We start from the raw sequence: 25,255 nt of genomic DNA, 5'->3' as shown, positions 1-25,255 counted from the left end.
TCACCATTGGCGCATATCCACGATCACAGCGGACACGATCACAGCGGACACGATCACCCTGGACACGATCATGGGGCCGGCCATGTGCATGGCTCGACCGACAAGAAGCGCGTGCTGATCGCGGCCTGCCTGACTGCGGGTTTCATGGTGGCGGAAACGCTTGGCGGTCTCTTCACCGGCTCGCTGGCACTGCTGGCCGATGCCGGCCACATGCTGGCCGACGCCATCGCGCTCGGTCTTGCCTGGTATGCCTTCCACCTTGCCGACCGGCCGGCGACCGTCCGTCTCACCTATGGCTTCGGCCGGGTCAAGACATTGGTGGCCTACACCAATGGCATCGCCATCTTCGTCATCGCGCTGTGGATCGTCTATGAAGCATGGGAGCGGCTGCAGAGGCCGGCGCCGGTGCTCGGCGGCCCGATGCTGGTCGTGGCGATCCTCGGCCTGCTGGTCAATATCGGCTCCTTCCTGGCGCTGCATGGCGGCGACCGCGAGAGCCTCAATATGCGCGGCGCCATCCTGCATGTGCTTGGCGACCTGCTCGGTTCGGCCGCCGCGATCGTTGCCGCATTGGTGATCCTGGCGACCGGCTGGACGCCGATCGATCCGATCCTGTCGGTCCTGGTTTCGCTGCTGATCCTGTCCACGGCCTGGTCGCTGATGCGCGCCGCGGCCCACGTGCTGCTCGAAGGCGTGCCGCCGAGCCTCGACCGCGACCTGATCGCGCGCGACATCCAGAGTGCAGTCAAGGGCGTGCGCGAGGTGCACCATATGCATATCTGGTCGATCGACGGGGCAAGCAGCATGGCGACGCTGCATGCCTGCCTCGACGAGGGTGTCGATGCCTATCAGGCGGTCAGCACGATCAAGAAGCGGCTTGCCAGCGAGCACGGCATCAGCCATGCCACCGTGGAACCGGAATTCGGCCAATGCGCCGATGACAACCACGATCGCGAGCACGATCATGAGCACGAGCATAGGCATGAACACGATGCGGCTCTGCATCACGGCCACCATCACTAGGCCGGGTCGATGACCGGCCCAGCCTCAGGAGTTCCGCTGCCTTGAAAGCCAGCTTTACATGTGCCCGCTGCCCTGGTGCGGCGTGATGGACCGTGACACCAGGAATGCGGCTATTGCGGCGCTGTCGATCATGCTTCTGTTCGGCATTGCCGCCTTCTACCTGCCGACCGTGATGCTGGCACTCGGCAGTCTTTCGACGGTGCTCGCCGGTATCTTCGGCACCATGTTCGTGCTGGCGTTCTTCTTGGTGTTCTGGCTGCGGGCGCGCAGCCAGCGTAAAAATCAGGGCAAGTAAGGGAATTTCGACATGCGCATTCTGATCACCGGCGCCGCAGGCATGGTCGGCCGCAAGCTTATCGCCCGGCTGGCCAAGGACGGCACACTGCGCGGCAAAAAAATCACCGCGCTCGATTTGCACGACATCGTGCCGCCACAGGCGCCGGCGATGGATGGCGTCAGCGTCGCGCTGCACACGGGGGACCTCGCCGAGGCCGGCGCCACTGAGAGCCTGGTCGCGTCGCGCCCCGATGTCGTCTTCCATCTCGCCGGCATCGTGTCGGGCGAGGCGGAAGCGAATTTCGATCTTGGCTACAGGGTCAATCTCGACGGAACACGCGCGCTGTTCGATGCCATCCGGCTGGCGAGCTTTGCGCCGCGCCTGGTCTTCACCTCGTCGATCGCGGTGTTCGGCGCGCCGTTCCCGGATGTCATTCCCGACGACTTCCATCCGACGCCGCTGACCTCCTACGGCACGCAGAAGCAGATGAGCGAGGCGCTGCTGGCCGACTACACGAGGCGCGGTTTCTTCGACGGCATCGGCATCCGGCTGCCGACCATCTGCGTGCGGCCCGGCAAGCCGAACAAGGCGGCCTCCGGCTTCTTCTCGGGCATCATCCGCGAGCCGCTGAGCGGCCATGAGGCGATCTTGCCGGTGCCGCGCTCCGTCGTGCACACCCATGCCAGCCCGCGCTCGGCCGTCAATTTCCTGATCCATGCGGCCGGGATCGACGGCGCCGCCGTCGGGCCGCGCCGCAACCTGACGATGCCCGGCGTCGCCGTCACCGTCGGCGAGCAGATCGAGGCGCTGGAGCGCATTGCCGGGGCCAAGGCGGTGAGCCTGATCCGCGAGGAGCCGGACGAGACGATCTGGGCGATCGTCAAGGGCTGGCCGACCCGGTTCGAGGCGAAGCGGTCACGGGAGCTCGGCTTCAGCGCCGAGAAGAGTTTTGATGAGATCATCCGCGCCCATATCGAGGATGAACTCGGCGGCAAGATTCCCGATTAGGAGTTTGCCGCGATCTAAACGCTGCCCGTCAGGCTCGCCGACAGCAGCAAAAGTCCGAACAGGAACACGAAGGCGGCGCCGCCGATCTCGACGATCGAGTGGATACGGTTGCCCATGCGGCCGTCACCGGCGAAGTACACCGCCCAGTTCTTGGCGGTTACGGCAAGCGTCGCCAGCGCCGAGACTGTGATCGCGGTTCCAATCGACATTGCCAGCACCGACAGCAGGCCGCCGAGCCAGAGCCCGTTGAGAAGCGCGAAGCTGAGCACGATCAGCGCGCCGGAGCAGGGGCGGATGCCGACCGCCGCCACCGCCGTCCACGCGGTGCGCCAGTCGAAGCGGTCGCCCGACAGCAGTGCCGGATCGGGCGCATGCGAGTGGCCGCAGGTTTCGCAGACCTCGCCCGCCGCATGGTCGTGATGCGCATGACTGTGTGCGCCATGGTCATGATGATGGTCATGGTCACGTGCGCCGTGGTCGTGGTGGTGGTCGTGCGAATGGTCATGCACGTGGTCGTGGTCGTCATGCACCTGCAGCGCGTGCGAATGGGCATGCGCCGAATGGCTGTGCGCGGCATGCGAATGGCCGGCGTGCGAATGACCCGCATGACCACCACGCGAATACCCGGCGTGGGCCGCCGACAGGCTGTAGGCGGGGCCTTTGCCGAACAGGCGCAGGACGGAAGGGCCGACCTTGCGCCATAGCAGCCAGGCGCCGAAGAGAGTGACGAAGACAAAGCTCATGATCTCCATGAACCAGGCCGCGTCGGTCATCGAGACGGCTGTGCCGCGCAGCACGAAATAGGCGACCGCCATCACCGCGACCGCGGTCAGGCCCTGCAGCAGGGCAGAGACGAAGGACAACAGGATGCCGCGCCGCAGCGCCACTTCATTGGCCACCATGTAGGACGAGATCACCGCCTTGCCGTGGCCGGGGCCGGCGGCGTGGAAAATGCCGTAGGCGAAGGACAGGCCGATGAGCACCCAGAGCTTGCTGTTGTCCTGGCGCATCGCCTTCATGGCTGTCGCCAGCGCGCGGTAGAATTCCTGCTGCCTGAGATTGATCCACATCAAGATGTGGGCGAACGGACCGGTGGTCGGAGCCATGCCGTCATTGACGCCAATGCCGAGCGAACTCTGGGCGTGCGCGGCGTTGGCGAAATGCATCGCGGCAAAGGTGAGGGCCAACAGGCCGAATGCCAAACGCGGGGATGGTTTCGTCACCGGCTTCATCCTTCTGGCTGACAGGTCAGTTCGAGCTTGGTGGCAAAGATCTTGCTCATGTCGGTGCCTGTCGGATCGTTGAAGAAGGCATCCGTCAGGGTCTTCTGGTTTTCCTTGATCGCTTCGTCCGGGTCCGGACGAACCACCTTGCTGGTGCAGTTCGACGGCAGGCCTTCAACGGTGATGTTGGAATCCTCGGTGAAGTCGATCGCCGTGTAGAACGTCGGGTCGTAGACACCGATGTCGATCTTGCCGGTCAGCTTGATCGGCGTCTTCGGTTCGGATTCGAACAGGATGATCAGCTGGTCGTTTTCGAAATTGGCCATCAGATGCGGCGGCGGCGTCATCGGCACGTCCTTGCCGTTTTGCGTGACGAGCTGGAAATAGTTGAACTCGGCCAGCGAGGCGTGAACGGTGTCGGCAACCTCCTTCAGCTCCTTGTCGTCAAGCTTCAGGTCGGAGTTCTTGTCGAACTCCATCATCACCGTACTCGAAAACAGGTCGTCGAAGCGCCAGAGATGACGCAGCGCTTTCACGGTTTGGTGATCCGGGCCGAGGATCACGTCGAGGCGTGCCTCGGCGAAAACATGCGGGTGCACATAAGCCGGTCCCGTCGCGGCAAAGGTCGCCGCCAAGGCCGAAGCCAGCATGATTGCGTGCCGTTTCAGGTGCATTACCGGTCGCGATTCCCTTGGCTTCGGAGAGATGTCGAGAGTTACCAGAAAGGGGGCAGAATTGGGACCGTGAGACGGTTAAACCTGCTATGCGATCTCGCGCGTCCTGAACCACTGCACCAGAAAGTCGACGAAAACGCGTACTTTGGCCGGCAGATAGCGGCGGTGCGGGTAGACGGCGAAGATGCCGCCGCCAGAGAGGATGCGGTCGTCGAGCGCTGTCACCAACTGACCGCTCTTGAGGTCGGGCGCGGCGATGAAATCCGGCAGGATGCAAAATCCGAGGCCCGATATAGCGGCGGCGCGCGCCGCCATCGGGCTGTTGACCTCGATCGGGCCCGACACCGCGACGCTCAGCTGATCGTTGTTGTCGCCCTTGAACGGCCAGTTGTTCAGACCGCGGCCATTGGTGTCGACGATGCAGGGCATGTGACCGAGGTCCTGCGGCCGCGTCGGCATGCCATGCCTGGCGATCAGTTCGGGCGAGGCGCAGAGCTTGACCGAGAACGGCGCCAGCCGTCTGGCGATCAGCGACGAATTCTCCAGGCGGGAGATGCGCACCGCGAGATCGAAGCCTTCCTCCACCAGATCGACGAAGCGATCGTCGAGCTGGATGTCGAGCACGATGTCGGGGTGCTGCTTGGCGAAATCGATCAGCGATTGGCCGATCGGCGCGTCGGCGAAGGTGCGCGGCGCCGACAGTTTGATCCTGCCGCGCACGTCGCCGGAGGATTCGCGCACGGCGTCGGCCAGGCTGTCGACCTCGCGCACGATCTCGGAGGCGCGCCGATAGTAGGTGTGGCCGGCCTCGGTCATCGAGAACTGGCGCGTGGTGCGGTTGAGGAGCAGCGCGCCGAGCTCGTCCTCCAGCTCGCGCACATATTTCGACAGCAGCGCCTTGGAACGGCCGATCTTGCGCGCCGCCGCCGAAAAGCCCTCGGCCTCGACGACGTCGATAAAGGCGCGCATGCGGGTCAGTGTGTCCATGGTTCAGGCCTTCTGTGCTGCGTCGAGAAGTTTTCGGCCGAGCCGTATCAGGGCAATGTCGCTGCCGGAAGGGCCTAGCAGCGACAGGCCGAACGGAGCGCCGGCGACCGAACCGATGGGCAAGGTGATTTGCGGGAAGCCCGACAGGCCGGCCAGGCACAGGAGATGCAGCGCCCGCTCGCGATAGGCCTGGAACTGCTCCGGCGTGCTGTCGACATAGGGTGCCGGGCCCGGCACCGTCGGCATGACAAGGAAGCCGTCCCTGCCGAGCAGGGCGCTCAGTTCGCCGCGAAAGGTCAGCCGGCGCACTTTCTCGGCCTGCGCCGTCCGGTCGTCGACGGCGCGGCCAAAGCCGAAACGCTCCTCGACGCCGGGTCCAAGGCCGCGCTCGCCGCTGGTGATCCAGTCGCCATGCTCGCCCCAGGCCTCCCTGGCCTGGAGCCGGCGAAAGCACCAATAGAGTTCATCCGGAGACGAACTGAAGTGCATCGCCGGCGTCGCCGGCGCGCCGAAAACCTTGGCAGCCAATGCCTTCATCCCGGCATATTCGGCGAGCGCGGGGCGGGCGACCATCTCGTCCAGCCAGTCGAGCGACAACGGGCGGTCCAGCGTGTGCTGGTGCGGATCGCGCCCCAGCAGCAGCTTGCCGACGGTTTCGTAGGTCTCGATATCGTCGGCGAACCAGCCGAACGTGTCGAAGCTCGGCGCCAGCTTCATGGTGCCGTCGAGCGAAATGCGGCCATGTGTGGTGCGTAAGCCGATCAGGCCGCAAAAACTCGCCGGCGCGCGGATCGAGCCGCCGGTATCGGAGCCGGTCGCGATGTCGGCCAGCCTGCCCGCCACCGCCGATGCCGACCCCGACGAGGAGCCGCCGGTGACGCGGTCGGGGGCCGCAGGGTTCACCGGAAACGGAAAATGCGCGTTCTGACCGAACAGCGCGAAGGCCAGTTCGTCGGTCTGGGTCTTGCCGGCGAAGCGCGCGCCGGCATCGAGGATCATCTGCACGGCGGGCGCCGTACGCGAGGCGGCATTGCTGCCGGCGAATTTCTGCAAATTGCCGCAGCCGGTGCGGTAGCCGGCGACGTCATAGATATCCTTGACGGCCAGCCGCAGGCCGGCGAGCGGGCCGAGTTCGGCATGGGCCACCGGCATCTGGCGAAGATCGAGAAAGGCGTTGAAAGGGCCGTGCGTGCCTGGCATCGTTCGATATCCGGATACGGTTGCATCAACATTGTTCGATGCCAGAAATTTTACAACCTTGGATACGATTTTTATTGATTGTGAAATCCTTCCCTCTTATATCGCGCTTGCCCAAAGTCGCACGTGCCTGTGGGTGTCCGCCGATCCTCGAATGGTGAGGGAAATCGGTAAGGTAACTGGAGCTAACCCCTCCAGTCGGTTTAGCGGCCAACCGCCAGACCGAGGACACCTTGAAGCAACGACGGTGCGGGCCTTTCTGGTTCTCTGCCGGTTGTCCAAAGACCGGGGTTACTGAAGAGGCACACCTTCATTGCCGGCAGTGCGGAACGGGGTTCTCCCGATCCAAGCCAAGGCAGACAAAGCGGACCGAAGCCGGGCAAGGCCAAGGTCCATCGCCGCGAGACGGCGTTTCATGGTTCCGGGGTCTCCACCGGCTGGTTCCATGGAATTTACGTCCCGCCTTTGTCCACCGCGTGTTCGCGAGGCCGACAGCCCGCGTCCGCACCCTTGTGCGCGCCGAAAGGCGTGATGGAGAAACCGATGGCTACGCAGCGCATCCTCGACTTCCTCGCCACCCGACGTCCCACCGGTCCTTGCCTCGTCGTCGACCTCGATGTCGTGCGCGACAATTTCCGCGCCTTCGAGAAGGCGTTGCCCGATTCCAGGATCTACTATGCGGTGAAAGCAAATCCGGCGCCGGAAATCCTGCGCCTCCTTGCCGCGATGGGCTCGTCCTTCGACACCGCTTCCGTTGCCGAAGTCGAGATGGCGATGGACGCCGGTGCGCCGGCGGACCGCATCTCCTTCGGCAACACCATCAAGAAGGAGCGTGACGTCGCACGCGCCTACCAGCTCGGCATCCGGCTGTTCGCCGTCGACTGCGTCGAAGAGGTCGAGAAGATCGCCCGCGCCGCTCCGGGCGCACGCGTGTTCTGCCGCGTTTTGACCGATGGCGAAGGCGCCGAATGGCCGCTGTCGCGCAAGTTCGGCTGCGTGCCGGCAATGGCCGTCGACGTGCTGCGCCATGCCAAGGGGCTTGGCCTCGACGCCTATGGCGTGTCATTCCATGTCGGCTCGCAGCAGACCGACCTGACCGCCTGGGACCGTGCGCTGGCCGATGCAAAGACGGTGTTCGCGACGCTGGCTGAAGAAGGCATCGTGCTCAAGATGGTCAATATGGGCGGCGGCTTCCCGACCCGTTACCTGAAGGATGTGCCCGTGGCGCAGGCCTATGGTCAGGCGATCTTCTCGGCACTGCGCAAGCATTTCGGCAACGCGATCCCCGAGACCATCATCGAGCCCGGCCGCGGCATGGTCGGCAATGCCGGTGTCATCAAGTCGGAAGTCGTGCTGATCTCGAAGAAGGCCGACAACGACAATGTACGCTGGGTGTTCCTCGACATCGGCAAGTTCGGCGGTCTGGCCGAGACGATGGACGAGGCGATCCGCTACCCGATCGTCACCCGCCATGACGGCACCGAGACCGCGCCTTGCGTGCTCGCCGGCCCGACCTGCGATTCGGCCGACGTGATGTACGAGAAGACGCCCTATCCGCTGCCTCTGTCGCTGACCATCGGCGACGAGGTGCTGATCGAAGGCACCGGCGCCTACACGACCACCTACTCGGCGGTCGCGTTCAACGGCTTCGAGCCTCTCCGATCCTACGTGATCTGACGGTTCTTTCTTGGCGCATTTTCGGACGGCGAACCGGATACCACTTCGCCTGAAAATGCGTTGAGAACCGATCAGATCATCCCAGGTGGGCGTCTGTCGTCCACCGGGCTCGCCTGTGGAACAGATCTCCGCTCGCCAGGGATTGCGGAAATGGACATTGCAAATTTCATCGTTGACGGCGCTGCGCGCGGAATCTCCCCACTTGAGGGGGAGATGGCCACGAAGTGGCCAGAGGGCGTCCTCTCGGATGCCTCGACCTCCTTTGGGCAAAGTGGCGTCGGCGCGTCACGCGCTATAACCCCCTCTGTCGCCTTCGGCGACATCTCCCCCTCGAGGGCGGAGAGTACCCGCGCGGTTGCCATCGTTGCTGAAACCGCGGCCGATATCGCCGCGCGTGAAGCGCTGCTGGACGACGCCATGGGGCCGAAGCGCAAGACCAAATCGTCGGAGAAGCTGCGGCGTGGCCGCCGGCCCTCGGAAGGCCTGGCCTTCGTCGCGCGCGACGCGTCGGGCAACGTCGTCGGCACGGTGCGGCTGTGGGATGTCAGGCTGGGCGAGGGCGGTGCGGCCGCATTGCTGCTTGGCCCGCTCGCCGTCGACCCGTCGCTCAAGGATGCCGGCATCGGCTCGGCGTTGATGCGCCACGCCATCGCCGAGGCGGCGCGTCTGGGCCACGCGGCGATCCTGCTGGTCGGCGATGCGCCCTACTACGGACGTTTCGGCTTCTCGGCCGCCAGGACCGGTTCACTCGCCATGCCAGGCCCCTACGAGCGGCACCGCTTGCTGGCGCTGGAGCTGGTGGACGGCGCGCTTGACGGCGTGCAAGGCACGCTGAGGGCTTCAGGCCACAGGCTTTCAGTTCCAGCCGAAGCGCGACGCGCTGGCTGAAACCAGCACGGCATACTCGGTTGCGACGACATCCAGGCCGGTCACCGTCGGTGAACCGGCACCTCCCAGGCGAGCCGCGTACTCCTCGCCTTTGGGCGCCTTGTCCCAGTCGTTGCCGATGAAGCGGGCCGTTGCGGTCCCGGAGTCCGATACTTGCGGAGCCGGCGGCCCAAACGAGGCTGCCGTCCGCTTGAGACCATCCAGAAACCTCGCATTGTCGAGGCCGCTGTAGGGTTTACCGTTGCCGTCCACGACATTGAGAAATATCTGCTCGTCGCCAAAGGCGGTGTAACCGCCGCCCAGGCCTTTTTCCACCGCATCCGCTTTTTCGAAGAAACGCTGTGCCACAGTGGCATCGAGCGTATCCTCGGGGAAGCGAACGGTAACGAAGCCCGTGCTCCCGCTGCTGTCGTCCAGTCGAGAGACAAGCACGCTGTGCTGGTGGAAAATGTAGCCGAAGGCAGCGGCCAAACGATCGGCGGTCACGTCGTCAAGCGTGGCCTCGGTCTGCAGCGAGGCGTTGGTCTTGAGGAGGTAGCCACCCGGTGTGACTTCCGTCTCCAGCACCACCGGATCGACGCTTATGCTGGCGGCGATCTTGGGCACGATTTTCTCAAGCACCTCCTTCGAAAAGGCAGCCCGTTCAGCGTAACCGGCCGTCTTCAGTTTTGGCAGATTGAAGCCCACCGAAGGTGTGGCCTCATAGGAAATCAGAACACGTTCGTCGGCCGCTGCCGCCCCTGTCATCGAAACCAGGGCAGCGATCAGCATCGCGCGCGCCACTGATCGAACACTATGGATATTCATTATCGGACCTCGTTGTCTTGCCGCCATTGGGGCCGAGGCCACACTAAATGGATGGTTTCACAATCAAAGGTACGAGCAGCTTGCCGTTCCCCACCGCGTGAAGGTTTCATGCCAAGATTGCTGAAGCCTGTGGAACGAATGTGCCGTCTTCAAGACGGTGCCCCTACAAGGTCCGAAGCGCGTCCAAATGGACCACGTGGCGCGCTTCAGCGTTGTTTATGCATGTCCATCCAAGCCGCCATAGGCTTGCGACATGCCGTCAGCCGATCAACTGGCTGAGCGCCATGGCGACCGTCATGTCGCCTTCGACTTTGATCTTGCCGGTCATGAACGCCATGGTCGGGTTCAGGTCGCCTGATATTAGCGAATCGAGGTCGTCGAGCGACAGCTTGATGGTGCAGTCGGCGGGGGCGTCGGTGGTCGAGACATCAGCGCCGTCGATGACGATGACGCCGTCGCTGCCGGTGTCGAACTTCACGGAACGATCGAACCCGCTGCTGGCCACGCGCGACTTGATCTTCTCGGCAATCTCCTGAACGCTCACGCTGTTCTCCTTGTCCTGTTGCATCTGCTTGTCTGGTTGCATCTGTAGCGCAACGGCGCTTCGGTCTGGCCGAGTCAATGCGGCATCTCCGGCGATCATGGTCGCTGCCGCATATAGCTTTGGGTTGACGTTTACGTCAATGCGAATTGCAGGGACTGGTTCCTATCGCCGCACCGGGCGAATTGTCGGGAGCCGGGCGCCCTGGTCAGCACCGGCGGCTCAATGCGCGCTGACCGGCTTGGTCGTCTCGGGCGCCGTGGTGCCGGAATCCTGGCGGCGACGCAGCCAGTTGTCGCGGATCTCGTCCTTGCTCAGGAAATTGACCTGGTCGATCAGAACCTCATGCACAAGGGGTGCGCCGACGCGGGTGTTGACGGTGTCGCGGATCGCGGCGCGAAAGGCATCGAGGTCGATCGTCGCCTTCTTGGTGAAGTCGATCTGGGGATTGGAATAGAGGTAGGTGTAGACCTGGTCGGTGATCAGCGCCTCGGCCGGTATCGACAGTTTCTTTATCTGCTCCGGTTCGACCGTGTAGACGAGCTTGGTCAGGAAGTAACCGTTGATCCTGGAATCGCGGATCAGCGGCACCGAAATGACTTCGGTCTTGACGTAATCCAGCCCGCCCAGCATGGGCTTGGGTTTCTCGCCGACGCCGCGTTCGCCGGCCGCCTGGAACGAATAGAACACCGCGCCGAGCGTGGCGGCGCAGACCCAGACCGCGATGGCGATGGCCTTGATCATTCGGAAGCCGAGTCCGACAACATCATGCTCTAGAGCCTGTTCCATCCCGATTTAATCGGGATGGGGCTCTATCTCTTTGTTTGAGCATGATCTTTTCCAAAAACCGGCATCCACTTTTCGGGATCATGCTCTAGCCCTTCACCCGGCCGAACTCGCCGGCGGAGTAGGTGCCGTCGGTTTCGGCGCGCTGGATGGCGCTGCGCAGCAGGCTGGCGACTTCGTTGACGGCGCTCAGATGCGCCAGGATCGCCGCCTCGTTCTTCGCCAGTTTCTGACGCAGCCGGGTCAGGCCCTCGCGGTGCTGTTCGAGGAACTCGGCTTCGCTGCCGCCCTTCATGGCGCGGGTCAGTTCGTAGAGATAGCGGCTCTTGCGCGCGTTCGACGCCTTGAGATCATAGCCGGTATCGCTGCGGATGCCGGCGGTCTCTTCCTCGACCACTTCCTCGATGCGGCCGATGATGGCGGCAAGGTTTCCGGGCCGTGCGAACGGTATCGGCGATTCCGACGCGGTCGTGCGCGCTGGCAGGTTGGCGGTGAATTCGGAAGAATCGGCCATGGTGTTTCCCAGTCTAGATCTTGATGTCTGTTTTTATGGTTGGCTCGTCGCCGGTCATCGACCTGGCGGCCTTGCGCTGCAATTCCTGAACGAGCGAGGTGGACAGGCGGGTTTGCTGATCGATCTCGGTCTTTTCCGGTCCATTTGAAACCGGTCCGATAGGCACCTTGCGCTTGCCGTCCATATAGTGGTCGGCGAGCAGCGACTTGGCGATGCCGATGCCGCCGCGATCGGCCATGACGTCGGCGACGCGCTCGGCGAGCTGCGACTTCCACATGTCGCCGGCAAGACCCGTGCCGTAGACGCCCTCGGTGTCCTTGGGCAGCATGTTCTGGATGAAGGTCTGCAAGACCATCGCCTCGAACTTCTTGAATTTCTTGGCCGGATCGGTTCCGGCCGCATGCTCGGCGGTGGCGCGCGACAGGATCGAACCGGGGTCTATGGACGCGGCGGTGTCGACCGAGAACGTGCCCGCAGCACCGCCCGCACGCTTCGTCAGCGCGGCACGGGCAGCCTCGATGTCCGCCGGCTCCGCGGCTCGGGCGACATCCATAACGATGTCGCTGGGTGGAGAAATCGCCAAGAAAGTCCGCCTTTTACCGGGTTTCCTCAGCCAGACCATGCCTCAACAAGCTTGTGGCAGGCTTGCGAGGGAGAGTGTCACCGCCTACGCGCCGGCGCTGAGCGGGCTCTCTTTTGGCGAAGACAGTGCGAGCGCGCCCGTGCCGGGGTGAAGGCCGTCCCTCACGACCTCGACCTGACGCCCTATCGAGACTTGAAGGATTTCCCACGCTGAGAGACGGGAACAGTAGATCGCAGCCGGCAGCGAAGAGCTGCGCCAGAATGAGCAGCAGGCGAATGAGAAGGGCTTCCTTACACTGTCGAAACGCGAGTCTGGCAGCGATCGCCGATCTGACCGCCAGAAGACTGAACGTTTCTCACGACGACAAAAGCGCCGGCGGCCTAACCATAGCTACCGATAGTAGTAGTGCCTGTGGTGATAGTGCCGGTGGTGATAGTGCCTGTGGTGGTAATGCCGGTGCGGGAAATAGTACCGGTGATAATAATACCTGTGGTATCGGAAGTACGGGCGATATGGCTGGTAGTACGGGTCGCCGTAATAGGGGTCGTAATACGGATGATAATAGGGCCGGTAAGGAAATGGGGGCCCTCCGAAACCACCAAAATAGCCACCGAAGGGTGAGAACAGAAATTGCGCCTTGGTCGGTGACGTCACAGCGGCTGTGGCAGCAAGCGCGAGCACAGATGCCAATATCAGCTTTCTCACGGTTACCTCCATTAGTTCGACGTTAAATAACGCGAAGGCCGGCCTAGTCGTTCCTTGAGTTCCGCAACCCATCCCGGCCGCTGCGGTGTGAAATCCAGAAGGCCGCCACTGCTGGGAGCGGGCTATTTGCGTTCGGATTGACTGAGGTGGTGCGACGAGCAAGGCGTTGAGGCGCCACGCTTCCGTTTCGCCGGCTGCTCGGGCGTCAACTCGTCGGGGTTGTTTCAGGCTAGGCGCAAACCGCTAGCAAAACTCCCGCAGCTATTCCTGATCCCGCTTCTGCGCGATCAGATCCAGCCGTTCGCGGTCGGAGCGTTCGCGCTCGTCGCGGTTGCGCACGTCCTTGTAGGCGCGCTCGACCATGTTGGTGCGCGCGCTGGCCTGGGCGATGAGGCCGGCCTCTTGCCTTGCGCTTTCCAGGCTTGTCTCCTGGCGCACCACCGCCTGGGCGATGCGGCGATGATAGAGATCGGGAAACAGCCCGGAGAGGGAATTGTCCTGGTCGAAATGGCCGATCAATTCCCGGGTCTCAGCCTCGGCGGCGTTCGCGGCGGCCAGGAAGGTGGCGTGGCGGGTCTCGTGCAGCGCCTTCAGCTGTTCCTGCACCTTGACCAGTTTCCGCAGACGCTCCTTGCGCGTGCTCATCTCACCTCGCCAGCGTCAGGTCGACGAAGCCGCCGGCGAACAGCGACAGCATGGTGCCGACGGCGAAATAGAAGATCAGCATGCCGCCGGCGATGACGAAGGGCTGGGAGATGAAATAGATCGGGATCTGCGGGGTCAGCTTGTTGACGAAGCCGATCGTCAAATTGACGAGGATGGCATAGGCGACGAACGGGCTGCCGAGGCGGATGACCAGGAAGAAGGTGTCCGACACGGTGTCGGTGACATCGACGAGGGCCGCCTGCGGGTTGAAGAAGACGTTGACCGGCGCCACCGTGTAGGACGCCACCAGGGCACGGACGATCTCGTGGTCGAAATCGAAGACGAACAGCATCAGCAGCGCCGAAAACGAGATGATGGCGGCAAGGGCCGCCTGCGGCTCTGGCTCCTCGATCGCCGGTCCGCCCGAGCCGCCATAGCCGATCAGCATGGCGATGGCCGAGCCCATGAAGCGCAGCGCTTCCATGTAGAGCCTGGTCATGGCGCCGATCAGCCCGCCGACCAGAAGTTCCGAGATGATCATCGGCACCAGGATCTGCGGGCGCGGATCGACGAAGGGAAAGATCTTGTCCCACAGGAAGGCGAGCAGGCCGCCGGTGGCGGCGACCGCCACGAACAGCCTGACCTGCACCGGCACGCGGGCGCTGGACAGGCCCGGCATCAGCATGAAGCAGGCGCCGATGCGGCAGAAGGCGAGGAAAGCCGCGATGACGACGGCTTGCGAGAGAACGCTCACGATATGGTCCCGAGCACCCTGATCTCGACGCCCTTGGCGATTTCGACATGGGAGAGCACCGGCAGCGTGGTGAACAGGCGCTCGATGATCATGCGCACATAGGGGCGGGCGTCGGGCGCGGTGACGAGGACGAAACGCTCGCCGGCTTCGAGGAATTTCTTGATCGCCTTGGTGGCGTCCTGGCCGAATTCCTCCAGCTGGCGCGGATCGATGTCGAACTCGCGCACCTCGCCCTTGGCGTCGCGCTTTAGGCTCTGGTGAAAGGCAAGGTCCCAGCGGTTGCCGAGGCGCAGCACCTTGAGCACGCCGCCTTCCGAAAGATCGCCGCAGATCTGCTGGGCCATGCGGATGCGGACATGCTCGACGATCTGCTCGGTGCGGCGCACATGCGGCGCGATTTCGGCGATCGCCTCGATGATCAGGTGCAAATTGCGGATCGAGACGCGCTCGGCGAGAAGCAGCTTCAGCACCGCCTGCAGGCCGGGATAGGAGATGTGCGTGGTGCAGATCTCGTCGGCGAGCTTGCGGTATTCCTGGTCCTGGCGTTCGAGCAGCGCCTTCATGTCCTTGTAGGACAGAAGCTGCGGCAGGTTGTTGCGGATGACTTCGGAAAGATGGGTGAGCAGCACCGACATGTTGTCGGCGAAGGTGTAGTTCTCGCGCTTCAAATCCTCGGCGAAGGTTTCCATGACGGAATAGGCGCGCATGCCGAAGGCGGGTTCGCGGATCTCTTCGCCCGGTATTTCGGGCACGTCACGGTTGCCGAGCAGCACCATGATCTCGCCGACGCGCATCTGGTATTCGGCGACCACTGTACCGTGCACCTTGATCTGGTAGCTCTTCGGCGGGATGGCGAAATCATCGGCGACGCGCACTTCCGGCACAACGAAGCCGTATTGCTGGGCGAATTTCTTGCGCATCTTGGCCATGCGGAAGACCAGCTCCTGATGCGACACCAGGAGCCGGGTCGAAAGCTGCTTGCCGATCAGCAATTCGATCTCGGCGGTGGCGAGCGAGGCCTTGACCGAGTTCTTCTCTTCCTCGGCCTTGGAGACCTTTTCCTGGTTCTTCAGCGCCTCGGCCTCGGCGACCGCCCGGTTGTGGCGCATCGGAATGACGTAGCCGAGGCCGGCCATGCCCGCGGCCAGCGCAAAGAATGGAAACAGTGGCAGGCCGGGCATGAGGCCGAGCAGCACCAGCAGCGCCGCCGCCACGTAGAGCGCGCGCGGATGAGCGCCGAGCTGGCCGAACACGGCCTGGTTGGTCGAGCCGCGGGTGCCGCCCTTGGAGACCAGCAGGCCGGCGGCGAGCGAAACGATCAGCGCCGGGATCTGGGTGACGAGACCGTCGCCGACCGACAGCTTGATGAACACGTCAGCGGCCTGGCCCATACCCATGCCGTGCCTGATGTAGCCGATGGCGATGCCGCCGACGATGTTGATGGCGGTGATGATGAGGCCGGCGATGGCGTCGCCGCGGACGAATTTCGAGGCGCCGTCCATCGAGCCGAAGAAGGAGCTCTCCTCTTCCAATTCGCGGCGGCGCAGCTGCGCGGTCTTGTCGTCGATCATGCCGGCGGAGAGGTCGGCGTCGATCGACATCTGCTTGCCGGGGATGGCGTCGAGCGTGAAGCGGGCGCCGACTTCGGCGATACGGGTGGCGCCCTTGGTGATGACGATGAAGTTGACCACGATCAGGATCATGAAGACGATCAGGCCGATGACGAAGTCGCTGGCCATCACCAGCTTGGAGAAACCGGCGATGACATAGCCGGCGGCGTGCGTGCCCTCATTGCCATGCGACAGGATCATGCGCGTGGTGGCGATGTTGAGCGATAGCCTGAGCATCGTGGCGATGAGCAGCACGGTCGGGAATGAGGAGAAATCGAGCGGCCGCTGGATCCACAGCGCCACCATCAGGATCAATACCGAAAGCGCAATCGAGAAGGCGAGGCCGATGTCGATGAGGAAGGCCGGGATCGGCAGGAACAGCACGGCCAGGATGATGACGATGCCGAGCGCGAAGAAGATATCGCGGCCGTTCTTGGCCACCGCGCCGGGCTGGATGCTTTCGCTGATCGCCATTCTCGTCCTCGAACCCTGGGCTGCCGAGCATGCGACAGCCCGGCGAGGCTAGCTGGCCAAGCTTGCGCGAGGGTGGGAGAGTGGCTAACCGAGCTCAGGTCCGCGCGTCCAAAAAAGGAAAACCCATGCTCCTGATCATCGGCACGATCCGTTTGCCGCCCAATCGGTTCGAGGAGGCAAGACCGGTGATGGAGCGCATGGTTCGCGCCAGTCGGGCCGAGGACGGCTGCCTCGAATATTCCTATGCGCGGGATGTTCTCGATGCCGGGCTGATCCGGGTCACCGAGGCCTGGCGCGACAGGGCGGCACTCGATGCGCATTTCCGCTCGCCGCACATCGCCGACTGGCGCTCGAGCTGGCCGGCGCTTGGCATCGGCGAGCGCAATCTCGTGCTCTATGAGGCCGGCGAGCCGATGCCGACCTGAGGGCTTCGCGGCCCGATGCCCGCAAGGCCAGCCGAGAATGCCAGCACCACCGAGCCCGCCGACCTGCTGGCAACCTTCATCGCCGACGACGACTGCGGGCCGCTGACCATACCGGACTGACGGCAGCAGCGGTTGCTTCCCGAATTGAGGGGAGGGAAAGATCGAAATCAGCCGTTTCGCGGCCATAATGGCGCCTTTGATATCGCCATTGTGGTTGTCATGGCGTGCAGCCCGGCGTATCAGGCGGGTCTGCCATTGCCTTTTGATATCGGCGAGCCGCCCGGTGCTTTCCAGAAACGAACCGCAAGTCTACGCCCGCCGGCTGCGCGCGGTGCTTTTGAGGTCAATCCCTCTGCTCGAGGCGCGCGGCATCGCCGTGGTCATCCTGGCGGGCGTCGTCGGGATCATGGCGGGAATACTGGTCACCGCGATGAGCCAAATCGTGCAGGACCTGCACGGGCTCTTGTTCGGCGTTCAGCCCGGCGGCCGGCTTTCCGGCATGTTCTCCCTCGCCAGTCCGGTGCAAGCGGCGATACCGGCAATCGGCGGCATTCTGCTCGGCATATCGGTGATCTGGCTGAGGATTCGAAAATTTCGCACCCCAGTCGATCCGATCGAAGCCAACGCGCTTTATGGCGGGCGCATGTCGCTGACCGACACCTTCATCATCGTCTGCCAGACGATGATCTCCAGCGGCTTCGGTGCTTCGGTCGGTCTGGAGGCGGGCTATACGCAGCTCGGCTCCGGCATGGCGTCGCGGCTGGCGCGGGCGTTCAAGCTGCGGCGCAACGATGTCCGCGTCCTGGTTGGCTGTGGTGCCGCCGGCGCCATCGCCGCCGCCTTCGACGCGCCACTGACCGGCGCCTTCTACGGTTTCGAACTGGTCATCGGCATCTACTCGGTCGCCAATGTCGCGCCTGTCATGGCGGCCGCGATCTCGGCCTCGCTGACGGCGGAAATGTTCGGCGGCGTGCCGTTCCCGCTCGAACTAGCCGGGCTGCCGACGCTGACCGCAAGCCAGTACGTGCCGTTCCTGCTGCTTGGATTGCTTGGCGGTGCGGCCTCGATCGCCATCATGCATCTGGTGACGCTGATCGAACGTGGGTTCAACAGGCTGTCGGTCGATGCCTCGCTGCGCCCCGTCATCGGCGGCGTCATCGTCGGCCTGCTGGGGCTGGCCACGCCGCAGGTCCTGTCCAGCGGCCATGGTGCGCTGCACCGCGAATTCGCGATGAATTACGGGCTGACGGTGGTGGCCAGCGTTTTCGTGCTGAAGCTGGCAGCGTCGGCCATCTCGCTGGGGTCGGGCTTTCGCGGCGGCCTGTTCTTCGCCTCGCTGTTCCTCGGCGCGCTGCTCGGCAAGGCCTTCGCCGGTGTGATGGCGATGGTTTCGCCGGCGACCGGCATCGACCCCTCGGTTGCCGCCGTCGTCGGCATGACGTCGCTTGCCGTTGGTGTCGTCGGCGGTCCGCTGACCATGACCTTCCTGGCGCTGGAATCGACCCGCGACCTGACGCTCACCGGCGTGGTTCTGGCCGCCTCGATCATGGCGGCGATCCTGGTGCGCGAAACCTTCGGCTATTCGTTCTCGACCTGGCGCTTCCATCTGCGCGGCGAGACGATCCGCAGCGCCCACGATGTCGGCTGGATGCGCAGCCTCACCGTCGGCTCGATGATGCGCAAGGACATCAAGACTATCGATGCCTCGACGACGCTGGCCGCCTTCCGCAACGAAATCCCGCTCGGCTCGGCCCAGCGCGTCATCGCCGTCGATCCGGGGGATCAGTATGTCGGCGTGCTGATCGTGGCCGAACTGCACAGCGATCCCTCCGGCGGCGAGATGCCGGTGCGCGATCTTGCGCAGTACAAGGACGCCGTCCTGGTCCCCAGCATGAACGTGCAGGCCGCCGCTGAGACGTTCCAGCGTGCCGGCGCCGAGGAGTTGGCGGTGGTCGAGGATTTCACCGACCATATCGTGCTCGGCCTGCTGACCGAGGGCCATCTGATGCGGCGCTATGCCGAAGAACTCGAAAAGGCGCGCCGGGACCTGTCGGGCGAGGGGTAGGGTTTACTCATGCGGCGACGAGAGCATCGGCAGTGCCAGAGCCGAAGTGATGCGGATCATCGCGGCCAACCTCGGCGCGCGCCGAACTCTACCGACGCTGACCTGATCTCACTCAACCCGAAAGTCATCCCATGCAAGCCAAACGCAACGGCGACATATCGTTCTGGTATGCGGATATGGGAGGGGTTCCCGCGCCCCGGTCACCCTTGCCCGGCGACATGGAAGCCGATGTCGCGATCGTCGGCGCCGGCTATACCGGGCTGTGGACCGCCTATTATCTGAAGAAGGCCAGGCCCTCGCTGCGCATCGCACTGATCGAGCGCGAGTTTGCCGGCTTCGGCGCTTCGGGCCGCAATGGCGGCTGGCTGTCGGGTGGCTTCTCCTGGTCGCGAGAGAAGTATCTCAAGACCTCGACCCGGCAAGGTGTGAGCGCCATGCAGGCGGCCATGGCGGGCTGCGTCGACGAGGTGATCCGGGTGGCAAGCGTGGAAGGGATCGATGCCGATATCCGCCGCGTCGACAATCTGACGGTGGCCACCAACCCGGCGCAGCTCGAACGCGCGCGCGAAGAGTGCGAGACGATCCGCGCCTGGGATGTCGATCCGAACCGCGTCGAGATGCTGGATGCAGCGGCGACGCGGGCGCGCATCAATGTGCGCGACGTCATGGGCGGCTTCGTCGTCCACGGCCAGGCGCGCGTGCAGCCGGCCAAGCTGGTGCGCGGGCTTGCCGCCGCGGTCGAGCGGCTGGGCGTGCCGATCTACGAACAGACGACGGTGACGGCAATCGCCAAGGGCAGCGTGACGACCGACCGCGGCACGGTGCGGGCGGAAACCATCATCCGCGCCACGGAGGGTTTTACATCAGGCATCCCCGGCGAGGAGAGGACCTGGCTGGCGCTCAACAGCGCGCAGATTGTGACCGAGCCGCTGCCGCCGGAACTGTGGCGCGACATCGGCTGGGAAGGGCATGAGCTTCTGGGCAATGCCGCCCACGCCTATTGCTATGCCCAGCGCACGCGCGAGGGGCGCATCACCATGGGTGGGCGCGGCGTGCCCTATCGCTACGGCTCGCGCACCGACGTCAACGGGCGGACGCAGCAGGCGACGATCGACCAGCTGCATCAGATCCTGACGGCGCTGCTGCCGCAGACGGCGAGCTGCCGCATCGAGCATGCCTGGTGCGGCGTGCTCGGCGTGCCGCGCGACTGGTGCACGACCGTCGGCCTCGATCCCGCGACGCGCATCGGCTGGGCCGGCGGCTATGTCGGGCTTGGCGTGTCGAGCTCCAATCTTTCGGGGCGCACGCTTGCCGACCTGATCCTCGGCCAGGACACGGAGCTCACGCGCCTGCCCTGGGTCAACCGCACCGTGCGGCGCTGGGAGCCGGAGCCGTTCCGGTGGCTCGGCGTGCATTCCATGTATCAGCTCTACCATCTCGCCGATCGCCGTGAAGCCGCCGGTCTGGCGCACACCTCCAGGCTTGCCGCCCTGGCCGACAGCATCACAGGCCACTAAAGCGATTCACCGTTTCACGGAAACGGTGAATCGCTCTAACTCTTTGTTTTGACGCAATTCGGCGCGTTCTCATCCAAGCCCACTTCCATCGAAGGAAATCAGGTCAAGGCGGTGCGCTCGCTCTTCCAATCACCGGACGGGACCATCGATGTCGGCATCTGGGAGTGCACGCCCGGCCGCTTCACCGCCGACCGGTCAGGTTCGTCGGAGATTTGCCACATCATTTGGGGGCGGCTGGAGGTGAGCCGCGCCGACGGCGAGACCTGCGAGCTGAGGCCGGTTGACCTTCTCGTGCTGCCGCAGGGATGGAAGGGCGAATGGCGGATCAGCGAGACGACGCGCAAGCTCTACATGATCCAGTCGGCCGGCTGACCGCCAGGTCAGCCACGCGTGGAATCAGTGCTCTATCGGCCCCTTGGCCATCACCAGCGCGGTGCCGGCGGTCGTCGGGCGCTCGATGACTCGGCGCACGCGCGGCGGCTCGTTGCCGCTGTGCAGCGCCCGCAGGCGTTCGCCGATCGTGGCGTCGGCATGGGTGATGCGGCTGTTGTGCCTGACATATTCGAGCCAGGTCGGCGTGTGATAGTGCTCGATCCATATTGTGGGATTTTCGAGATCGCGCGCCAGTGTCCAGTTGCGGGCGCCGTCGCGGCGGCGGATGCGGCCGCGTTCAGCCATGGTGGCGAGGAATTCCGCCTCGTCCTCGTGCCGGATCACATATTCGATCATGATGGCGATGGGACCGCTGCGCGGCTTCAGGTCGAGCGCGAGGTGCGGTTCCTTGAAGCGATTGAGCGGATCGAGGTTCAGCACCTGCTGCTGCGGCAGCGGCAGCACAAGGCCGATGGCACCGCCGGCCAGCATGGCGATGGCGGCCGCGATCAGCGTCGTCTCGGCGCCATGCGCATCGGCGACGACGCCCCAGATCCAGCTGCCGAGCGCGATGCCGCCGAAGGTCGCGGTCTGGTAGACCGACAGCACCCGACCGACCACCCAGCGCGGCGTCGCCATCTGCACCGTGACGTTGAAGTGCGAGAGCGCGATCACCCAGCAGGCACCGCCGACGAGCAGGCCTAGTGACGTCTGCCAGGCATGCTGGCTGACGGCGGCGTTGAAGGCGCAGACGGCGAAGCCGGCGAAGGCGCAGCGCACCATGGTCTCGCTGGAGAGCAATTGCCGCAGCCGCACGCTGATCAGCGCGCCGCCGACGGCGCCGATGCCGAAGGCGCCAAGCATGATGCCGTAGGTCAGCGCGTCGCCCTTGACGACGTCGCGCGCCACCAGCGGCAAGAGCGCCAGCACGGCGCCGGCGCTGAAGCCGAAGGCGGCGCCCCTGACCAGCACCTTGCCGATGTTGGGCGACATGGCGACATAGCGCAGCCCCGCGCCCATCGCGGAGCCAAGCGACTCGCGCGGCAAGGTCGATACCGGCACATCCGGCTTCCAGCGCGCCAGCACGACGATGAGACCGATATAGCTCACCGCATTCGCCGCGAAGGCCGCTGCAGCGCCGGCCGCCGCGACGATGATGCCGCCGATCGCCGGGCCGACGCTGCGTGTCAGGTTGAAGCCCATGGAGTTCAGCGCCACGGCGGCGGGCACCTTGTTGCGGGGAACGATGTCGCCGACAGAGGCCTGCCATGAGGGGCTGTTCAGCGCCGTGCCGCTGTCGATCAGGAAGGTGAAGGCAAGCAGCGTCCACGGCGTGATCAGGCCGGAATAGGTGAACAGGGTCAGAAGCACCGAAACGACCAGCATGAAGGTCTGCGCGACCAGCATCACCTTGCGCCGGTCGAAACTGTCGGCGATGGCGCCGGCGACGAGCGCGAACAGCATGATCGGCAAGGTGGTCGAGGCCTGGACCAGGGCGACCTGATAGGGCGAGGTGGCGATGGTGGTCATCATCCAGGCCGCGCCGACGCCCTGGATCAGGCCACCGAAATTGGAGACGAGACTTGCGGCCCAGACGGCGCGGAAAATGCCATGCCGGAATGGCGCCAGCGCCGAAACGCCTTCGCTTTCCGGCTTCTCGTCAATCATGGATGAATTCCTGCCACAGCGTGCTGATCCCCACGGTTTCTCCGCATCGTTTGCCGAAACTATGGCATCGCGCTGCAAAGGGCGAATGTCATGCGCGAAAGATCATGGTCCAACAAGGGGATAGCGGGGGGCCACGCATCCGCCGGCTTGCGGCAGTGCCTGTATCATCCGGCCGACGTCGGAGAGATCACCGGCGGCGATCGGGTTGCGCTTGCGCAAGCCGACCGGTGCTTTCCGGCAAATTCGGAAGGATGCCGCCGCATCCTGCGTCGCGGGTTTCAGAACCCGTTCTGGATGCGCTCGAAGATGACGTTGGTGAAGGCCGATATCTGGCCGCCGATGAAGGGGCCTGTAAGCGCCACCACCAACATGATGGCGACGATCTTCGGCACGAAGGTCAAGGTGATTTCCTGGACCTGCGTCAGCGCCTGGATGAGGGCGATGCCGATACCCACCGCCATGGCGACCAGCACAACCGGCGCGGACGCGGTCAGCACCGTCCACACCGCGTACTGGACGATGTCGAGTGCGTCGGCCTCGTTCATGGGATCGGCCTTGCCAAACCTGTCAGCTTGCCGCCTTGACAGAAACGCCCGGGCCGACCGGCACCTCGGTGCCGTTGCCCAGCACAGCGATGAGGCCGCTGCTGGCGAGGCGCACGGAAGCGACGGTGCCTGACGTCTTGCCGTCGGCCGAAGTAATGTTGCGGCCAATGAGCGCGTCGGCCTGCGACAGCGCCGAGGACTGCATGATCTGGTCGAGCTTGGTGTTGGTCTGCACCGATTGCTCGACCTGCGAGAAGGTGGCGAGCTGCGCGACATACGCCGTCGAATCCATCGGCTTGGTCGGATCCTGGTTCTTCATCTCGGCGATCAGAAGCTTCAGGAATGACTGGTAGTCGACCGCTGTCTTCGAGGTCGACGTGGTCGTCGAATTGGTGCCAACCGGTATCGTCGTCGTCATGTCCACGGTCATCAGTAGCGTGCTCCCACGGCCAGCGGGCGCGGGGCGCCCGGAACATCGTCATTGCCGCCAAGCGCGCGGCGTTCGAGAGGGTAAAGCGAACGGATCGCCTTCAAGGCCTCATAGATACGATCCTCGCCGACCATGCGGTCGATCTGCTTCAGCGCGGAGCAGATCTCGGCGTCTTCGAAACTTGCAATGAGCAGCGGCAGAGAGCGGCGGAACATCTCGCGCGCCTCGCCGGCGCCAGCGGGGTTGATCAGCATGATCTGCACGATGAAATACAGCTGCCTGAGCGGCGTCGAAGCATCGTCGGCCTGGATGACGTGGCTTTCGAGCAGGAATTGCACGTCGTTCATCAGTTCTACGGTGACCTTGCGGTCGACGCGGATGACGGCGCCGTTGATGTAGATCTTCTCGTTGGGCTTCAGCGATATCTTCAGCGTGTTGGTCATTGAATGCCGTCGCGGATGATCTGGGACACTTCGATCAGCCCTTCGAAATTGTTGGTGCGGCCCTGGCGGATGTCTTCCGCCTCGCGCAGCAGCCACAGGCCGATGGAGATCAGGTTGGCGCGCAATTCCTTGGGAAGCGCATTGTCGCTGGAGCCAAGATCCTCGACGAAGGTGGTCCAGACGCGGTTGGTGAAATGCAGCGCCTCCACTGCCTCTCTCGAATCCTGGCCGGCCACTGCCGCCGCCGACAGCATGTCGATCGAGCGGGTCAGGAGCTGGCGCTCACGGTCCTTGGCGTCCGCGACAGAGGTGCTCTGGATGTCGGCGTAGGAGAATTGGTACATCGTCGGCTCTACCGTTCCGCTAGGAGTTGTCAGGTCAGGTAATTCAACAGGCTGAGCTGCTGCAGGCGCGCTGTCAGAGCGAAGGACGTCTCGATATGCTGCGTCAGGTCCGCGACCCTGGTGGCGGCGGTGGCCGGATCGACGGCTTCGAGATCGAGGATATGGCGTTCGAACAGGTCGATCTGCGTCTTCATGCGGTCGCTGGCGTCGGAGACGCGCTTCTGGACGATGCCGGTCTGCGACTGGACCTGGGCGATGCCGCTCAGCGCCTCGCCGACCAGTATCTGCGAGTGGCTGACGATGCTGTCCTTCGCCGCCTGGCTGATGTTGGTGGACATCAGGCTGGTGACCATTGCGGCGGCCATTGCGAGTTTCTTGATGCCGTCGCTGTTGGCGCTGGTCGACGTCTCGGTGGTTTCGTTGAGCGCGATGCGGCTGACGATCTGCTGGTCGGTGGCGTTCGACATGTTGGTCTGCCAGCCCGAGCCGAGGAACTGCGGCGTGACATCGTTGGTGATGAAGTCGTCCATCTGGGCGGCGGTAATGTCGGCCGCGAGCGGGTCATTGGGTGTGAAACCGAACTTGGCGACGAAGGAGGCGTCGAAGGCGGCCTTGGCCGGTGAGCCGGCGGCCGTGAAATCGTTGATCGGCTTGACGTCGGTGTTGGTACCGGCAAACAGATATTCGCCGTTGACGCTGGTGTTGAGGATCGAGGCAAGCTGCTGGATCGTCGTCTGGCCGGTTGATTGGGTCAGCGAGTCGGAGTTGTCGCCCGACGATGCCGTGGTCAGGCTGGACAGGAAGGTCTGCGCCACGCTGGAGAGCTGGCCGAGCGAGGTCTGCGTCGACGCAAGCCGGGCGGCGACCAGCCCGTTGGAATCGACGATCACGTTCAGCCGGTCGAGGTCGCGCGAAAAGGTGACGGACTGGGCGGTTCGCCCGCCCAGTGCCAGACCGACATCGGCGACCACGCCGGTCGAGGATTCCTTCGTGGCTTTGACGAGTTCGGCCTGCATGCGCATCTGTTGGTAGCGCATGGCGTTGGAGAGAGCGGCCGAGGAGACTGAGGTCAT

27 protein-coding genes are annotated in these 25,255 nt (G+C 64.1%); 9 read left to right on the top strand and 18 right to left on the bottom strand.

Going from position 1 to position 25,255, the window contains the following annotated elements:
• The first annotated feature begins 6 nt into the window (after nucleotides 1-6).
• From JT360_RS12805 to denD, 3 genes are all read left to right on the top strand, one after another.
• A complete protein-coding gene (locus JT360_RS12805; RefSeq protein WP_214471979.1) occupies nucleotides 7-1,023 on the top strand; it encodes a cation diffusion facilitator family transporter in 1,017 nt (338 codons plus the stop codon).
• Nucleotides 1,024-1,105: 82 nt separating this feature from the next.
• The gene (locus JT360_RS12800) at nucleotides 1,106-1,318 is read left to right on the top strand and encodes a hypothetical protein (RefSeq protein ID WP_214472088.1); all 213 of its coding nucleotides are present in this window, start codon (nucleotides 1,106-1,108) and stop codon (nucleotides 1,316-1,318) included.
• A gap of 12 nt (nucleotides 1,319-1,330) precedes the next feature.
• A complete protein-coding gene (denD, locus tag JT360_RS12795) occupies nucleotides 1,331-2,308 on the top strand; it encodes a D-erythronate dehydrogenase (protein ID WP_214471978.1) in 978 nt (325 codons plus the stop codon).
• A 14-nt stretch (nucleotides 2,309-2,322) separates the two neighbouring features.
• Here the strand turns inward: denD and JT360_RS12790 are convergent, their stop codons facing one another.
• The 4 genes from JT360_RS12790 to JT360_RS12775 form a co-directional block, all read right to left on the bottom strand.
• Nucleotides 2,323-3,540: a nickel/cobalt transporter gene (locus tag JT360_RS12790; protein WP_214471977.1), complete on the bottom strand. Its 1,218-nt coding sequence runs from the start codon at nucleotides 3,538-3,540 to the stop codon at nucleotides 2,323-2,325.
• The gene (locus JT360_RS12785) at nucleotides 3,537-4,205 is read right to left on the bottom strand and encodes a DUF1007 family protein (RefSeq protein ID WP_214471976.1); all 669 of its coding nucleotides are present in this window, start codon (nucleotides 4,203-4,205) and stop codon (nucleotides 3,537-3,539) included. The genes JT360_RS12790 and JT360_RS12785 overlap by 4 nt, the downstream gene beginning before the upstream one ends.
• Nucleotides 4,206-4,292: 87 nt before the next feature.
• Complete coding sequence (locus JT360_RS12780) at nucleotides 4,293-5,192, bottom strand: LysR family transcriptional regulator (RefSeq protein ID WP_214471975.1); 900 nt, start codon at nucleotides 5,190-5,192, stop codon at nucleotides 4,293-4,295.
• 3 nt (nucleotides 5,193-5,195) lie between these two features.
• Entirely contained in the window at nucleotides 5,196-6,392 is a 1,197-nt protein-coding gene (locus tag JT360_RS12775; protein ID WP_214471974.1) for an amidase, read from the bottom strand.
• Nucleotides 6,393-6,932: 540 nt separating this feature from the next.
• On the opposite strand from JT360_RS12775, the gene odc2 reads away from it, so the two are divergent.
• Nucleotides 6,933-8,066 (top strand): ornithine/lysine decarboxylase, encoded by a 1,134-nt coding sequence (odc2, locus tag JT360_RS12770; protein WP_214471973.1) that lies wholly within the window; start codon nucleotides 6,933-6,935, stop codon nucleotides 8,064-8,066.
• Nucleotides 8,067-8,279: 213 nt separating this feature from the next.
• Entirely contained in the window at nucleotides 8,280-8,954 is a 675-nt protein-coding gene (locus tag JT360_RS12765; protein ID WP_214471972.1) for a GNAT family N-acetyltransferase, read from the top strand.
• Here JT360_RS12765 and JT360_RS12760 read toward each other — a convergent pair.
• From JT360_RS12760 to flhA, 8 genes are all read right to left on the bottom strand, one after another.
• Nucleotides 8,922-9,725, bottom strand: coding sequence for a hypothetical protein (locus JT360_RS12760; RefSeq protein WP_250888773.1), 804 nt, complete (start codon nucleotides 9,723-9,725; stop codon nucleotides 8,922-8,924). The genes JT360_RS12765 and JT360_RS12760 overlap by 33 nt on opposite strands.
• Before the next feature lie 295 nt (nucleotides 9,726-10,020).
• A complete protein-coding gene (locus JT360_RS12755; RefSeq protein ID WP_250888772.1) occupies nucleotides 10,021-10,329 on the bottom strand; it encodes an SCP2 sterol-binding domain-containing protein in 309 nt (102 codons plus the stop codon).
• Between the two features lie 195 nt (nucleotides 10,330-10,524).
• Nucleotides 10,525-11,046 (bottom strand): hypothetical protein, encoded by a 522-nt coding sequence (locus JT360_RS12750; protein ID WP_214471970.1) that lies wholly within the window; start codon nucleotides 11,044-11,046, stop codon nucleotides 10,525-10,527.
• A gap of 130 nt (nucleotides 11,047-11,176) precedes the next feature.
• A complete protein-coding gene (locus JT360_RS12745) occupies nucleotides 11,177-11,602 on the bottom strand; it encodes a hypothetical protein (RefSeq protein WP_214471969.1) in 426 nt (141 codons plus the stop codon).
• A gap of 13 nt (nucleotides 11,603-11,615) precedes the next feature.
• Nucleotides 11,616-12,224, bottom strand: a complete 609-nt coding sequence (locus tag JT360_RS12740; protein WP_214471968.1) for a rod-binding protein — start codon at nucleotides 12,222-12,224, stop codon at nucleotides 11,616-11,618.
• Nucleotides 12,225-13,151: 927 nt separating this feature from the next.
• Nucleotides 13,152-13,535, bottom strand: coding sequence for a hypothetical protein (locus tag JT360_RS12735; RefSeq protein ID WP_214471967.1), 384 nt, complete (start codon nucleotides 13,533-13,535; stop codon nucleotides 13,152-13,154).
• A gap of 1 nt (nucleotide 13,536) precedes the next feature.
• Nucleotides 13,537-14,289, bottom strand: coding sequence for a flagellar biosynthetic protein FliR (gene fliR, locus JT360_RS12730; RefSeq protein WP_214471966.1), 753 nt, complete (start codon nucleotides 14,287-14,289; stop codon nucleotides 13,537-13,539).
• The gene (gene flhA, locus JT360_RS12725) at nucleotides 14,286-16,373 is read right to left on the bottom strand and encodes a flagellar biosynthesis protein FlhA (RefSeq protein WP_214471965.1); all 2,088 of its coding nucleotides are present in this window, start codon (nucleotides 16,371-16,373) and stop codon (nucleotides 14,286-14,288) included. The genes fliR and flhA overlap by 4 nt, the downstream gene beginning before the upstream one ends.
• 125 nt (nucleotides 16,374-16,498) lie before the next feature.
• Between flhA and JT360_RS12720 the strand changes: the two genes are divergently transcribed.
• The 4 genes from JT360_RS12720 (at nucleotide 16,499) to JT360_RS12705 (ending at nucleotide 20,752) form a co-directional block, all read left to right on the top strand.
• On the top strand, nucleotides 16,499-16,798 hold the full coding sequence (locus JT360_RS12720; protein WP_214471964.1) for a putative quinol monooxygenase: 300 nt from the start codon (nucleotides 16,499-16,501) through the stop codon (nucleotides 16,796-16,798).
• Between the two features lie 283 nt (nucleotides 16,799-17,081).
• Entirely contained in the window at nucleotides 17,082-18,863 is a 1,782-nt protein-coding gene (locus JT360_RS12715; RefSeq protein WP_214471963.1) for a chloride channel protein, read from the top strand.
• A 131-nt stretch (nucleotides 18,864-18,994) separates the two neighbouring features.
• The gene (locus JT360_RS12710; protein ID WP_214471962.1) at nucleotides 18,995-20,380 is read left to right on the top strand and encodes an NAD(P)/FAD-dependent oxidoreductase; all 1,386 of its coding nucleotides are present in this window, start codon (nucleotides 18,995-18,997) and stop codon (nucleotides 20,378-20,380) included.
• Nucleotides 20,381-20,491: 111 nt separating this feature from the next.
• On the top strand, nucleotides 20,492-20,752 hold the full coding sequence (locus tag JT360_RS12705; RefSeq protein WP_352127261.1) for a cupin domain-containing protein: 261 nt from the start codon (nucleotides 20,492-20,494) through the stop codon (nucleotides 20,750-20,752).
• 24 nt (nucleotides 20,753-20,776) lie between these two features.
• On the opposite strand, the gene JT360_RS12700 is transcribed toward JT360_RS12705, so the two are convergent.
• The 6 genes from JT360_RS12700 to JT360_RS12675 form a co-directional block, all read right to left on the bottom strand.
• Nucleotides 20,777-22,420 carry an MFS transporter gene (locus JT360_RS12700; protein WP_214471960.1) on the bottom strand — a complete coding sequence of 548 codons (1,644 nt, stop codon included), beginning with the start codon at nucleotides 22,418-22,420 and terminating at the stop codon, nucleotides 20,777-20,779.
• Nucleotides 22,421-22,698: 278 nt separating this feature from the next.
• Entirely contained in the window at nucleotides 22,699-22,965 is a 267-nt protein-coding gene (fliQ, locus tag JT360_RS12695) for a flagellar biosynthesis protein FliQ (RefSeq protein ID WP_013893193.1), read from the bottom strand.
• A 22-nt stretch (nucleotides 22,966-22,987) separates the two neighbouring features.
• Nucleotides 22,988-23,395, bottom strand: coding sequence for a flagellar hook assembly protein FlgD (gene flgD, locus JT360_RS12690; RefSeq protein WP_214471959.1), 408 nt, complete (start codon nucleotides 23,393-23,395; stop codon nucleotides 22,988-22,990).
• Nucleotides 23,395-23,838: a flagellar biosynthesis repressor FlbT gene (gene flbT / locus JT360_RS12685; RefSeq protein ID WP_214471958.1), complete on the bottom strand. Its 444-nt coding sequence runs from the start codon at nucleotides 23,836-23,838 to the stop codon at nucleotides 23,395-23,397. The genes flgD and flbT overlap by 1 nt, the downstream gene beginning before the upstream one ends.
• The gene (flaF, locus tag JT360_RS12680; protein ID WP_214471957.1) at nucleotides 23,835-24,182 is read right to left on the bottom strand and encodes a flagellar biosynthesis regulator FlaF; all 348 of its coding nucleotides are present in this window, start codon (nucleotides 24,180-24,182) and stop codon (nucleotides 23,835-23,837) included. Before flaF ends, flbT begins: the two co-directional genes overlap by 4 nt.
• Before the next feature lie 29 nt (nucleotides 24,183-24,211).
• Nucleotides 24,212-25,255: a flagellar hook-associated family protein gene (locus JT360_RS12675; protein ID WP_214471956.1), complete on the bottom strand. Its 1,044-nt coding sequence runs from the start codon at nucleotides 25,253-25,255 to the stop codon at nucleotides 24,212-24,214.

The organism is Mesorhizobium sp. dw_380, from assembly GCF_018588885.1.
Classification (GTDB): Bacteria; Pseudomonadota; Alphaproteobacteria; order Rhizobiales; family Rhizobiaceae; genus Mesorhizobium.
This window is presented reverse-complemented; position numbering and strand designations above follow the sequence as displayed.